The organism is Funiculus sociatus GB2-C1 (assembly GCF_039962115.1).
Lineage (GTDB): Bacteria > Cyanobacteriota > Cyanobacteriia > Cyanobacteriales > FACHB-T130 > Funiculus > Funiculus sociatus.
The window spans coordinates 1-12,078 of record NZ_JAMPKJ010000047.1 but is presented as its reverse complement, the minus strand read 5'-3'; the positions used below and the strand labels follow the sequence as shown (position 1 = coordinate 12,078).

Genomic DNA, 12,078 nt, shown 5'->3' with positions numbered 1-12,078 from the left:
ATCATCTGTCTCTACCTGCTGCACTCCTTTCCTAAGAGGTGCCAATGAGTCTCGGTGATTATTATAATCGGTTGCTTGTGCCAATTTCTGAACAAGATCATATTCAGGGATTGGTGAGCGCTTCAGTGGCACTCGTTGAATATGGTGACTATCAATGTCTTAATTGTGGCGAAGCTCACCAATTAATCAAGGCGATCCAGCAACAGCTATACGACTTATGCTTTGTATTTCGCCACTTTCCACAGCCACAAATACATCCTTATGCCCAACGTGCAGCCGAAGCGGCCCAAGCGGCAGCCGCCCAAGGTCAGTTTTGGCAAATGCATGACATTTTGTTCACCCATCAACAAGCGTTAGGAAACGATCATCTTGTGGAGTATGCCAATAATTTAGGACTTGATATCCCTCAATTTCTGCAAGATATATCAAGTAAAGTACATATCAATCGCATCAATCAAGATATCGAAAGTGGATTAAACAGTGGAGTAACAGCTGCCCCAGCACTGTTTATTAATGAAATTCGCTATATTGGTCGCTGGAATATTGACCAGTTGATGGCAGCAATTATCACTGTAAGTAATTGATGTTCCTGGTTTTTAATCCTAACTAATGTCTCACTGAGGAAAATTTTATGACATCCATTCTATTACTGTTTAAAAATGGTTTTGAGTGCTATTCAGTTTTTAACTTAAATTTATTTTTTGGGCAATTCAGATATATAGTTGCACTTCAGGATGCTGAAATTGAACTTAACTTAAAACCTATCTTGGAAAACTTTCTTGGTTTAAATTAGCCGAACGTCAAAGAATAGGGATAGTTCATTCGGAATCAGGTGAAAAACATTTGCACTGAGCTTGCACGATCAAACACTAGGAAACCCACTCTAGCAATGTGTTCTAAACCGTGAAGTTTAGATAGGGAGACAAACTAATGAACCGTGATCGGCAATACCTTTACTCCACTGCTATCGATAATCCTGAAAAGTTGCAAAGCCTGCCGCAACACCTCAACAGCTCCAGTTTGAATCATGTATTTACCCATATTGCACAAGAGGTTGCTCAGCGGCTTCAGTCATCTCATGATTTTCCAGTTAATCGAGACAGCAATCCTGATGAGGCGATAGCGATTCAAGCGATCGCACATTTGCAGCGATTGACCCCTCTGACTAATAAGGCTATTAAACATCAACTTTATACCTATCCACAAGGAGAAAAGAGCAATCTTATGACACAATCTTTCTGGCTTTTGGGCAATCGTATCACCATCATTGCCGATCACACTACAACAGGTGGTCAGTACGATCTAATCGAGGGCTACAACCCTCCGGGTACACTAACGCCCCTCCATCGCCACACGCGCTATTCCGAACAACTCTACGTGCTGGAAGGGGAGCTTACGGTCTGGGCGGGTAAGAACAAGGCTGTGCTAACCCCTGGCGAAAGCTTTCTGATTTCTCCTGGCACTCCTCACGTCGTTGGCGTGCTCAGCGATAAACCAGCGCGTGCATTAGTCGTTGCTGCACCCAGCGGTTTTGCTCGGTTGATTGCAGCAACCGGGACGGTAGATGAGACAGAACCAACAGACCTGGCGCTATTTGAACGCATTAGCGCTGAGATTGGCGACGAAATTCTGGGTGCGCCCGGAGATGTACCCCCCACATGAGGTGATGCGGGAAAACTTTTTAGCGCAGATCGTCAACATCAGGCTGCTCCTCATTGTTCTCGTGTTGAAAGCAACCCACCGCAAACTACTCTTTCACCCCTCAACAACCACAGGATTTATCATGATGAAAAAACTAGAAGGAAAAGTCGCTCTTGTCACCGGCGGTACCAGCGGCATCGGTCTTGCCACTGCTAAGCGCTTTGTCGCCGAAGGGGCATATGTCTTCATCACCGGTCGTCGCCAAACTGAACTTGATGCCGCTGTCAAAGCGATCGGTGAAAACATCACGGGTGTTCAGAGCGATGCCTCCAAGATGGAAGACCTCGATCGCCTGTTCGCCACGATTGAGCAAGAGAAAGGACACCTCGATGTGATCTTCGCCAATGCTGGTGGTGGAGAACTCGTTCCACTTGGAGCAATCACCGAAGAACACTTTGACAAAACCTTCAACACTAACGTCAAAGGACTGCTGTTCACCGTGCAGAAGGCACTACCTCTGTTGCCAGAGGGCGCTTCCATCATTCTAAACGCCTCGACTACTACTACTATGGGTACCCCAGCCTTCAGCGTTTACAGTGCGACCAAAGCCGCTGTGCGCTCGTTTGCTCGCAATTGGACACTCGACCTCAAAGAGCGCCAGATCCGAGTTAATGCTATTAGCCCTGGTGTCGTGCCCACTCCCGGTTACAATCTCATGGGACTGAGTGATGAGCAGGTGCAGGATTTCGTAGCAACTGAAGCCAAAAATATCCCACTAGGACGAGTCGGCACACCGGATGAGATTGCCAAAGCCGTCGTCTTTCTCGCTTGTGACGACAGCAGCTTTGTCAACGGCATCGAGCTGTTTGTCGATGGCGGTATGGCACAGATTTAAAGTGCCCTAAAAATACCCATCACCAAAACCATAGAGGAGTTCGCTGCTATGAATGCAATTAACGGCATCATCAGTCAACCCAGCCCATATTCAGTAACCGAAACCGTCGATCGCTTAGAAGCTATCCTTCAGGCAAAAGGCATCACCATTTTTGTCCGCATTGATCAACGAGCTGAAGCCAAAAAAGTTGGACTCAGCCTGCGTCCGACACAGTTATTGCTGTTTGGCAACCCTGAAGCCGGAACACCGCTCATGGTGGCAGAACCGACGAGCGCTCTGGATTTACCCCTGAAAATACTGGCATGGGAAGCGGCTGACGGTAAGGTATGGCTGAGTTACAACGATCCTAATTACTTAAAGCAGCGGTTCTCTCTCTCCGATGAGTTGGTCAAAAACATCGCGGTCATTGCACCTTTAGTCAATCAAGCACTCCGATAAGCAACTCAGTCATTTTTTCGATATCCCATGTTGGCTGCCGTAATCGAATGGAATCCAAAACTTTGGAGCTAAAGATGAAACTCATCTGTGTCAACGTAGGACTTCCGCGTGAAGTGACCTGGAAAGGGAAAACAGTTACAACTGGAATTTTCAAAGAGCCAGTCAGCAAACGGGTGATGGTGCGATCGCTCAATTTAGACGGTGATAGGCAAGCCGATCTAACCGTTCATGGAGGAGTAGACAAAGCCATCTATGTCTATCCCTTCGAGCATTATGATTACTGGCAAAGTGAATTGCCTGATACAGAGTTCCCGCCAGGTATCTTTGGCGAAAATTTCACGATCACTGGGCTGAAAGAAGAGGAAGTGAACATTGGCGATCGCTTTGCGATCGGCACTGTAAAACTGATGGTGACACAACCTCGTCTACCCTGCTACAAACTTGGGATTCGGTTTGGACGACCGGATATGGTTAAACCATTTCTCGCGAGTCGTCGAACCGGATTTTACTTTCGTGTTTTGCAAGAGGGCGAAGTCGGAGCTGGAGACACTTTAGAGTTGGTGAGTCGAGATGACAACAACATCACTGTTGCTGATATCACTCAACTTTATGTTCGCCAGGAAGACAATTCAGAGTTACTTCACCGTGCTGCTCAACTGGAAGCTTTACCCGAAAGTTGGCGCGACTACTTCCAGGAGCAAGGTCGTCGTCAGGATGTGAGATAAATTAACCTGTCGTAAAACTTCACCAGTTGAAGAAGGTTCTCTCAGCATGGCTTCACGTCCATCAGCCACTACTTATAGGGCACTTTCTTGTAACGATTGAAATAACTGGATGGAGATAACCTGTAATTACTCTTTGAGTTAAGATTTAAACGCTTTAAAGCCGTCTCTAACTTGTCGCTTAACTCAGCAAACTTCAGTGTTCTGAATCAAATGAATATTGAACAATGAGAACAACAGAACACCTGTTTCTCATACTTCTACAACGCATATATTCCATGACCACATATCGCACAGTCTCAATCGATGGTTTAGATATTTTCTATCGTGAAGCGGGTTCTCGCGACAACCCAACGATTCTGCTGTTGCATGGCTTCCCGACTTCCTCTCACATGTTCCGCAATCTCATACCTGCACTTGCGGATTCCTTCCATCTGGTTGCCCCTGATTACCCTGGCTTTGGCTATAGTTCCATGCCTACGGTGGATGAGTTTGATTACACATTCGATCGCCTTACCGAAGTAATGGCAGGCTTTATCGATGCGATCAGCTTGAAACGCTACAGTCTTTACTTGATGGACTATGGCGCTCCTATTGGCTATCGCCTTGCAACGCAGAATCCAGAGCGGGTAGAGTCGCTGATTGTGCAAAATGGCAATGCCTACGCGGAAGGGCTAGGTGATTTCTGGCAACCAATGCGAGCTTTTTGGCAGAACAAGACACCTGAGAATACCGAGCGGGTGCGTCAGGCTCTAGCTATCAAGGGCGCGAAATGGTATTACACCACTGGAGCGAGAAATTTAGAGTCCCTCAGTCCCGATACGTGGACTTTGGATGAAGCGCTTCTCGATCGCCCTGGTAACTCGGATATTCAACTGGCATTGAAGTACGACTATCAATCCAATTTGTTGCTGTATCTGCAATGGCAAGCCTACCTGCGTCAGTATCAACCCCCAACGTTAGTCGTGTGGGGCAAAAACGATCAGGGCTTTTTAGTCGAAGGAGCCTATGCCTACAAACGTGACTTGCAGAATCTTGAGTTTCATCTACTCGATACCGGACACTTTGCCCTGGAAGAAGATGGGGACGCGATCGCAGATCATATTCGCTGCTTTCTGACCACCCACGTTGTCGAGAACACCATGATCGACATGAAAACAACGACCGATCCCGATTTTGCTGCCCGCGAGGCACTACGCCTGCTCGGTCCCGATCCCGAAAACTGGGTACCCGATCGCCCTGGCATCGATCACAATGTCACTATAATAGGTGGCAGCGGCAGCGGTAGCACCTTTGTATTTGCGCTACGGCGTGCTGGGATCGGTCGCGTGACGGGGATCGATGCAGCCGATGACGAGGCTCATGCAGGCGTGTGGCTGACGCGAGCGCGGATGAAAACGCTCCGCACGCCGAAAAATCTGCCTGGTCCAGAACTAGGCATCCCAGAATTGTCCTTTCAAGCCTGGTACGAAGCTCGGCACGGTGCGGCAGCCTACGCGCAGATCGATCGCATTGGGCGAGTGGCTTGGGCTGAGTACCTCAGTTGGTATCGGCAATTCCTCGGTATCCAGGTTCGTTACCGGACGAAGTTGGTGCGGATTCAGCCAGATGCAGGTTTCTTCCGCCTACACCTTGAGGTAAACGGTGTCCCGCAGGTAGAAACTACGCGCAAAATTATCTTCGCCAATGGCGTGGCTGGCACTGGTGGTCCATACATACCTCCAGTACTGGCTGACTTACCACGCACGCTGTACGCACATACCGCCGATGCCATCGATTTTGAAGCACTGCGCGGTAAGACTGTGGCGGTGCTGGGTGCGGCGGCTTCAGCTTTCGATGCAGCAGGAGTGGCGTTGGAATCGGGAGCTAAGGCAGTACACCTGTTTGTACGGCGGTCAGAGCTTGCATCTCTGTCATTACTGCGGGTACGGGACTATCCTGGCGCTTATGACAATTATCCTCAACTACCCGATGCAGTTCGCTGGTTCCAGGCTTGGCGCTTTCATCAAGCAGGCACCGCGCCACCACCAAACTCGATTAAGCGAGCGATCGCCTTCCCGAACTTTCACATCCACCTATCTGCCCCTTGGAAATCGGCACGGAAAATGGGTGATCGCATTGCCATCCAGGTGAACGATGATGTTTTCGAGTTTGATTTTGCGATCGCTGGCACTGGTTACTTCGTTGACCCAACAAAGCGTCCCGAACTAGCCGACTTTGCCCAGCATATTGCCCTCTGGCGCGATCGCTACGAGCCACCAGAAGACCTGCGCGACGACAATTTGGGGATGCACCCTTACCTCGGTAGCGCCCACGAATACCAAGAAAAAGTACCTGGCACTGCCCCTTATCTGAAAGACATTCACGTATTTAATCCTGCTGGTTTGGTCAGCTTTGGCTTGCCAGTGGGTGACATCCACAGCATCCGCCGCGACGTACCTGCAATAGTATCGGGCATCAGTCACGACTTGTTCTTTAAGGACTGGGCGCATCATGAGGCACGTATCACAGGTGATATTGCCCCCGATTTTGAGAACTCGCTCTATGCTGCTGCGGTGTGGAAACAACCGATCAAGGCAGCAACCCGCTAGGTTAACAACTTTTTCACCAGTAACAAATAGTTCTGGCTGGGAAACGATGTCAGTAGAAAGTGATTGCCATTCCACAACCACTACTGATCAAGCATCACTGTTAAATCAACTCACTTAACAGTGTCATTTCAACAGATTGTTTACTACTTATCAAAGGAGAATGTCATGGTTGCTCAAGTAAACTCGTCAGCAGCAAAAATTTTGGAAGTTGCAGATGATCCACGTCTTTCCAAAGGAGTGAAGGAATTTTTGAACGTGCTGAATTCAGGAGGTGTGGCGCTGGAGACACTCACTCCGATCGAAGCACGTCAGATTCTTGTAGATGCACAGGCTTCAGTTCCAGTAGACCTTTCAGGCATTGAAGAGTCTGAGAAGACGATTACTGCTGACGGTTATTCGATTATGCTCAATATCGTGCGACCTGAAGGGGTCAAAGGCACATTGCCTGTTTTCATCTTTATTCATGGTGGTGGTTGGGTATTAGGCGATTATCCAACGCACAAGCGCATGGTTCGCGATCTCGTTGTGCTCTCAGGCTTTGCGGCTGTCTTTGTCAACTACACTCGCACGCCAGATGCTCAGTACCCACAGGCGATCAATGAAATCTACGCCGCGACGAAATGGGTTGCCGAGCATGGTGAGGAGATTGAGGTAGACGGCAAGAATCTGGCAGTGGTCGGTAACAGTGTCGGCGGCAATATGACAGCTGTGACTGCGTTGATGGCGAAAGCGAAAGGGGGACCACACATTAAGTTGCAAATCATGATGTGGCCGATCGTCGATGCTAGTTTTGAAACGGAGTCCTACCATCAATTTGGTGACAAACGATTCTTGACTACACCATTGATGAAGTGGATGTATGACATGTACATTGCTGACCCAGAAAAGCGCCAAGATATCTATGCCTCTCCTCTACAGGCGACGATTGAGCAACTGCAAGGCTTGCCTCCGGTGTTAATTCAAGTTGCGGAAAGCGATATCTTGCGTGATGGTGGCGAAGCCTATGGACGCAAGCTCGATGAGGCTGGAGTGAAAGTGACAACTGTGCGTTACAACGGCATGATTCATGACTTTGGGCTGCTCAATGGTTTAGCCGAGGTTCCGGCAGTTCGTTCTCTGTTTGTTCACGCAGCCGCTGAATTGAAGAAACACTTGCAATAAGAGGACACGGAGACACGAGAATACTGATGTTGTTTCCCCTTCCCACATCATTTTGCCTTGTGTCTTCCCCCACGTCTCCGCGTCTTTCCCTTCCCCGCGTCCCCCTTCCTCTCTCAAGTACCTGCCAGCTATGAGCAATCACACCACAAGCGCTAAGAACATCATTGGTCCATCCCCATTGATTGCGATCGAAAATGAAGCACCCGCTAAGCTGATTGTCGATCCACCGCTTCCTGAACCATTGGCTCAAGGTCGTGTTTTCATCCAGTATCGGACGGAGAATTTACGGGTGGTGCCCGTGTTCGGTAAAGGTGCCCTTGATGTATCGCCGCGCATTGGTCATATCCACATCACCGTTGATGACACGCCCTGGCACTTTGTTGATAGCAGCGGCGAAACGATCATTCTGGTCGGTCTGGAACCTGGTTTACACAAGGTATTAATCGAGCTAGCCGATCCTTTGCACAAAGTCATCACCAGCGAAACAGTACTGTTCACAGTGCCCAATCATAAGCGATGAGTCAGGGTCTTGAAATGATGCGATCAACCCTTCGCAGCACTGAGTGCAAAGCACACACTTCACGAACGCGGTCACAACCCATATCCGTCAATTTCTCATATCACGGTTGCAATCCATTCCTATCCAACGCAACAAATTCAAAGGAAATCACAACATGAATACGCTCAATTTCAGGAACAGCATTCGCCTGCTTCTGATTGTCATTCTCTTTTTAGGAACCATTACAATCACTTCTCTCGGAGCCATCATGAATAGTGCCAGTGCACAAGCCAATAAGCCTACGATAGTCCTTGTCCACGGCGCATTCGCCGAGTCTTCCAGTTGGAATGGGGTATTGACCAAACTGATCGCAAAAGGTTACCCAACGGTTGCTGTGGCTAATCCCCTACGTGGCGTTAAGAGCGATGCAGACTATGTTGCTAGCGTCCTTAAAGACATTAACGGTCCTATCGTGCTGGTTGGGCATTCCTACGGAGGTTCGGTAACTACCAATGCAGTCAATGGGAACAAGAATGTGAAAGCACTGGTCTACGTTGCTGGCTTTGCTCCTGAGGAAGGCGAGACTGCCGCCGAACTCTCAGGACGTTATCCGGGCAGCACGCTCGCGCCGACCCTCGCGCCGCCGGTTGTCCTGCCCGATGGTGGCAAAGACCTGTATATTCAGCAGAGCAAGTTCCACGCCCAATTTGCTGCTGATGTGCCCGCTAACGACGCGCAACTGATGGCTAGTACCCAGCGTCCGATTATGGAAGCCGCGTTTAATGAAGTCTCCGGTGCGCCTGCATGGAAATCTATCCCGTCCTGGTTCATTTATGGCGATCGCGACTTGAACATTCCGGCGGCGGTGCATTCTTTCATGGCGAACCGCGCCAGCTCCAAGAAGACGATCATAGTAAATGGCGCTTCACATGTAGTAATGGTGTCCCATCCAGACGCCGTTGCCGAGATCATTGAACACGCTGCAACCGCGCAATAGAGAAGTGTGAACGCATCGCGGATACATCGGAATCGCTGTGCTCTGCTGGTGACAGGCGGAAGCAAAGACATGGGCAAAGGCTGAGTACAGAACAAAACTTGCAAATGCTGAGAAGGAAAGGGGTTCATGAGAATTACCACATTCCCCTCTTCTGAAAAAGTGTATCTTTCAATAACCGAAACCTGACCTTTTCAGCGAATTGGGCTAATCCAGGAAAGATGAACCACAGTGACTTCCCAGCGAACACTGAATACTGGTTTTATTTAAGACCATCGCAACGGATTAAAGCTGTGTACTCCTTCACGACGACTTCAAGCTAGGCACCGAAATATACGAATACGGAAAAACGTTTCCGTTAAGCTGTTGCTGTTTAACACGACGGATGGTGTAGAGGGAATTATCTCAGAAGGTAAAGCCATAGCCGCTTACTCTATTGCCGACAATTTTCAACAGTAATTTGAGTTTTGGTAAAGGCATCTTTCTCGTCAATTCGGAATTAATGTCGAAGCAATTAAATGTAAACGATTTCAGTGTAATTAGTTTTACAACACTCTTGAAAACTATGAAAACACTACTAAAAATATCTGCGTTACTCCTGGCTCTGCCAATTAGTGTCTTAGCTAATTTTTCCTTAAGAGCGTCTGCTGATTCTACTGCTGGCATCATCCTGAGTACGAAATGCCGGGGTGGCTACAACATTAATATTTGGCAGAATCATACTTCTGGTAAGCTGCTTTATCGCGCGACCAGTCCCAACGGGAATTTAAGTTTAGACGGAGGAACTAGCCAAGCGACGGAAGGTGTTCGGGTGTATAGGTTTCGGAATGGAAATTATCAATATTGGGTGTGGGATGGCACGTTAGATAACCCGCAGTCTGGAACTTTAGAGGTGTATAAAAACAACCGTATCTTGATGCAGCGAACTTGTAGGAAAAATTAAATCCTCTAGCGCGTGTTAAGCACTTTTTTAAAACCCAGTTGCGTGAGTGCCAGACCAAAGATAACCGTGAACATCAACAAGCGAAAAGAGACATGAACATCAACAAGAATGACACCGCAGTAGTCGTTATTGATCCGCAAAACGATGTCTTGAGCGAAACAGGGGTTTCCTGGGACTTGGTGGGTAACAATGTCAAAGATAACAAGACCGTCGAGAACATTGAGCGCATCTTCAAAGCCGCGAAGCAGAATAAATTTGAGGTTTTCATCTCCCCCCACTATTACTACCCCACCGACTATGGCTGGAAATTTGCCGGAACCGTGGAGCAAATGATGCTTAAATCCAGGGAGTTTGATCGCAGTGGTGCGTTGAGCCTCGACGGATTCTTGGGTTCTGGTGCTGACTGGCTTGAGCGCTACAAGCCCTTTATCGAAGATGGCAAGACAATCGTAGTTAGTCCCCACAAAGCCTACGGACCGCAGAGCAATGACCTCGTTTTACAACTGCGTAAGCGCAACATCAGCAAAGTCATTCTGCTCGGAATGCTGGCAAATATTTGTGTTGAAGCTCACCTACGCGACTTGATCGAACAGGGATTTGAGGTGCTTGTCATCAAAGACGCAACGGCTGCCCCTCAACATCCGGAACTGGGCGACGGCTACAAGGCCGCACTGATTAATTTCGGGTATATCGCCAACGCCGTTCTGTCTACGGACGAGATTGTAGCAGCAATGGCATAACGCCTATCAACGATGCTAATTGCATAAGGAGTTGCACTTGCAGCTCAGAAAAATTCAAGTGGAAATGGTGTTTGTCTAATTGGTTTTACCACATATCTAATAGGCAACCAGTTACCCATCCCATTAGTTTTCAAGTTAATCATGCAGGCAAGAAAACCCATTTTAGGAATTTCAACAATCTAGCAAAAATCATGAATACACAGGTGATCGCAATGATGGTTTTTACATAGAAAAAAGTTCAAGGATTTTTGCTGTTAGCTCTGCTGTGAAGTAATCCCAATCGTCGAATAAAGTAATGCCAAACGCAAAGGAGATGGAAATGGATACCCAATACTACGACGACATTATTATCGGTGGCGGTAAAGCAGGTAAAACCCTGGCACCTGCACTAATCGCGGATGGACGCAAAGCCGCTCTGGTGGAACGTAGCTTAAACATGATTGGTGGCTCGTGCCCTAATATTGCCTGCATTCCCAGTTAGCTCAACAATACATAGACACCAGCGCCGAACAACAGCAACTCAATGTCAATGAAAACACCTGCTGGCGCATTTGCTGGTTCCCAATCACGGCAAAATATTCAAAAGCTTCATGTACGCGCCTATCTACCGGATTGGGAGGAACGAGAGCAGCGGTTACAGGGGGGTATTGGTAAGGGGTGAGCTGTAAGTCAAAAATAAGTATATAGTCTAATGTCTCGGAAGCCTCATTTGTGGCTTTGTTTTCAGTCAACTGTAAAAGTATTCTTGGAGTTTATCCATAATTTCTTGCACATCATCTGGCAACTGATGGAGCGTTGCGGCAAGTTTAGGAGGAGTTAAAGTAAGACCATAGGTTTGCTGGCACCATGTTCTTAATCGTTTTAGAACCTCTTTGCCAGGGCAGTTCCTTATTTGCCAGTTTTCATCATTCCACTTCTGCTCAAACCATTCCTCTCCTTTACGTTCTTTAGTTGAGGAATCTAGAGAACTATCAAGCATCTTCTCACGATATTTTGGTACAAGTTGACACTTAACAGTACTGCGAATTTCAGGGCTGTCTAGTATGCTATTGACTTCAGCTTTGATTTCCTCAACAGTTGGGTAGCTAATGCTTTTTCCTGTGTACTTCTTCCTTTCTTCAACTAAATCTGCTGCTGCTTGTGCTATCACCTCATAGTCAAGTAAGTAATTTTCTATTTCCTTACGTTTCAGATGTAGGAGCAATGTATTAGAACCACCAACATCTTTTATAGAAGAATTATTAATCAAAAGCTCATAGTCGTTATCGACTATACAGGCAATCTTTACATCTATCCTAAATGCTTCAAATAGGATTTTTTGGAAAGCATCTAAATATTTACTATAGCCTTTTCCTGTCTAGTGAGGTACGCTCAAAGCATAGAGCATGAGTATTTTCTTGATTAGAGATGAAACCCTACTCCCTTGACCTGCGGCAAAAAATTGTTGACACCTA

At 47.5% G+C, this 12,078-nt stretch carries 13 protein-coding genes and 2 pseudogenes; 14 read left to right on the top strand and 1 reads right to left on the bottom strand.

Annotated elements, in window-relative coordinates; all coding sequences use genetic code 11:
• Positions 1–44 precede the first annotated feature (44 nt).
• From NDI42_RS19760 to NDI42_RS19700, 14 genes and pseudogenes are all read left to right on the top strand, one after another.
• The gene (locus NDI42_RS19760) at positions 45–584 is read left to right on the top strand and encodes a DsbA family protein (RefSeq protein WP_190457619.1); all 540 of its coding nucleotides are present in this window, start codon (positions 45–47) and stop codon (positions 582–584) included.
• Between the two features lie 346 nt (positions 585–930).
• Positions 931–1,662 carry a cupin domain-containing protein gene (locus NDI42_RS19755; RefSeq protein WP_242017732.1) on the top strand — a complete coding sequence of 244 codons (732 nt, stop codon included), beginning with the start codon at positions 931–933 and terminating at the stop codon, positions 1,660–1,662.
• A gap of 124 nt (positions 1,663–1,786) precedes the next feature.
• Positions 1,787–2,536: an SDR family oxidoreductase gene (locus NDI42_RS19750; protein ID WP_190424693.1), complete on the top strand. Its 750-nt coding sequence runs from the start codon at positions 1,787–1,789 to the stop codon at positions 2,534–2,536.
• 48 nt (positions 2,537–2,584) lie between these two features.
• On the top strand, positions 2,585–2,974 hold the full coding sequence (locus NDI42_RS19745) for a DUF302 domain-containing protein (RefSeq protein ID WP_190457617.1): 390 nt from the start codon (positions 2,585–2,587) through the stop codon (positions 2,972–2,974).
• Positions 2,975–3,048: 74 nt separating this feature from the next.
• Entirely contained in the window at positions 3,049–3,699 is a 651-nt protein-coding gene (locus NDI42_RS19740; protein ID WP_190457615.1) for an MOSC domain-containing protein, read from the top strand.
• Positions 3,700–3,923: 224 nt separating this feature from the next.
• Positions 3,924–4,736 (top strand): annotated as a pseudogene (locus NDI42_RS28945) (alpha/beta fold hydrolase); the annotation flags it as partial.
• Between the two features lie 111 nt (positions 4,737–4,847).
• Positions 4,848–6,287, top strand: coding sequence for a SidA/IucD/PvdA family monooxygenase (locus NDI42_RS28940; protein WP_431191437.1), 1,440 nt, complete (start codon positions 4,848–4,850; stop codon positions 6,285–6,287).
• 165 nt (positions 6,288–6,452) lie between these two features.
• Positions 6,453–7,448, top strand: a complete 996-nt coding sequence (locus tag NDI42_RS19730) for an alpha/beta hydrolase (RefSeq protein WP_190457611.1) — start codon at positions 6,453–6,455, stop codon at positions 7,446–7,448.
• A 130-nt stretch (positions 7,449–7,578) separates the two neighbouring features.
• A complete protein-coding gene (locus NDI42_RS19725; protein ID WP_190457609.1) occupies positions 7,579–7,968 on the top strand; it encodes a DUF6130 family protein in 390 nt (129 codons plus the stop codon).
• A gap of 154 nt (positions 7,969–8,122) precedes the next feature.
• On the top strand, positions 8,123–8,944 hold the full coding sequence (locus NDI42_RS19720) for an alpha/beta fold hydrolase (protein ID WP_190457607.1): 822 nt from the start codon (positions 8,123–8,125) through the stop codon (positions 8,942–8,944).
• A 562-nt stretch (positions 8,945–9,506) separates the two neighbouring features.
• Positions 9,507–9,884, top strand: coding sequence for a hypothetical protein (locus NDI42_RS19715; protein WP_190457605.1), 378 nt, complete (start codon positions 9,507–9,509; stop codon positions 9,882–9,884).
• A 92-nt stretch (positions 9,885–9,976) separates the two neighbouring features.
• On the top strand, positions 9,977–10,624 hold the full coding sequence (locus NDI42_RS19710) for a cysteine hydrolase family protein (protein WP_190457603.1): 648 nt from the start codon (positions 9,977–9,979) through the stop codon (positions 10,622–10,624).
• A 313-nt stretch (positions 10,625–10,937) separates the two neighbouring features.
• Positions 10,938–11,102 (top strand): annotated as a pseudogene (locus tag NDI42_RS19705) (mercuric reductase); the annotation flags it as partial.
• 51 nt (positions 11,103–11,153) lie between these two features.
• Positions 11,154–11,285, top strand: a complete 132-nt coding sequence (locus NDI42_RS19700; protein ID WP_277922540.1) for a hypothetical protein — start codon at positions 11,154–11,156, stop codon at positions 11,283–11,285.
• A gap of 66 nt (positions 11,286–11,351) precedes the next feature.
• Here the strand turns inward: NDI42_RS19700 and NDI42_RS19695 are convergent, their stop codons facing one another.
• The gene (locus NDI42_RS19695; protein WP_190457601.1) at positions 11,352–11,873 is read right to left on the bottom strand and encodes a hypothetical protein; all 522 of its coding nucleotides are present in this window, start codon (positions 11,871–11,873) and stop codon (positions 11,352–11,354) included.
• Between the last annotated feature and the right edge of the window lie 205 nt (positions 11,874–12,078).

Bases quoted from the DNA above. Each gene is read 5' to 3' on its own strand.
- NDI42_RS19760 (WP_190457619.1), top strand. From the start codon at position 45: ATGAGTCTCGGTGATTATTATAATCGGTTGCTTGTGCCAATTTCTGAA.
- NDI42_RS19755 (WP_242017732.1), top strand. From the start codon at position 931: ATGAACCGTGATCGGCAATACCTTTACTCCACTGCTATCGATAATCCT.
- NDI42_RS19750 (WP_190424693.1), top strand. From the start codon at position 1,787: ATGAAAAAACTAGAAGGAAAAGTCGCTCTTGTCACCGGCGGTACCAGC.
- NDI42_RS19745 (WP_190457617.1), top strand. From the start codon at position 2,585: ATGAATGCAATTAACGGCATCATCAGTCAACCCAGCCCATATTCAGTA.
- NDI42_RS19740 (WP_190457615.1), top strand. From the start codon at position 3,049: ATGAAACTCATCTGTGTCAACGTAGGACTTCCGCGTGAAGTGACCTGG.
- NDI42_RS28940 (WP_431191437.1), top strand. From the start codon at position 4,848: ATGAAAACAACGACCGATCCCGATTTTGCTGCCCGCGAGGCACTACGC.
- NDI42_RS19730 (WP_190457611.1), top strand. From the start codon at position 6,453: ATGGTTGCTCAAGTAAACTCGTCAGCAGCAAAAATTTTGGAAGTTGCA.
- NDI42_RS19725 (WP_190457609.1), top strand. From the start codon at position 7,579: ATGAGCAATCACACCACAAGCGCTAAGAACATCATTGGTCCATCCCCA.
- NDI42_RS19720 (WP_190457607.1), top strand. From the start codon at position 8,123: ATGAATACGCTCAATTTCAGGAACAGCATTCGCCTGCTTCTGATTGTC.
- NDI42_RS19715 (WP_190457605.1), top strand. From the start codon at position 9,507: ATGAAAACACTACTAAAAATATCTGCGTTACTCCTGGCTCTGCCAATT.
- NDI42_RS19710 (WP_190457603.1), top strand. From the start codon at position 9,977: ATGAACATCAACAAGAATGACACCGCAGTAGTCGTTATTGATCCGCAA.
- NDI42_RS19700 (WP_277922540.1), top strand. From the start codon at position 11,154: ATGAAAACACCTGCTGGCGCATTTGCTGGTTCCCAATCACGGCAAAAT.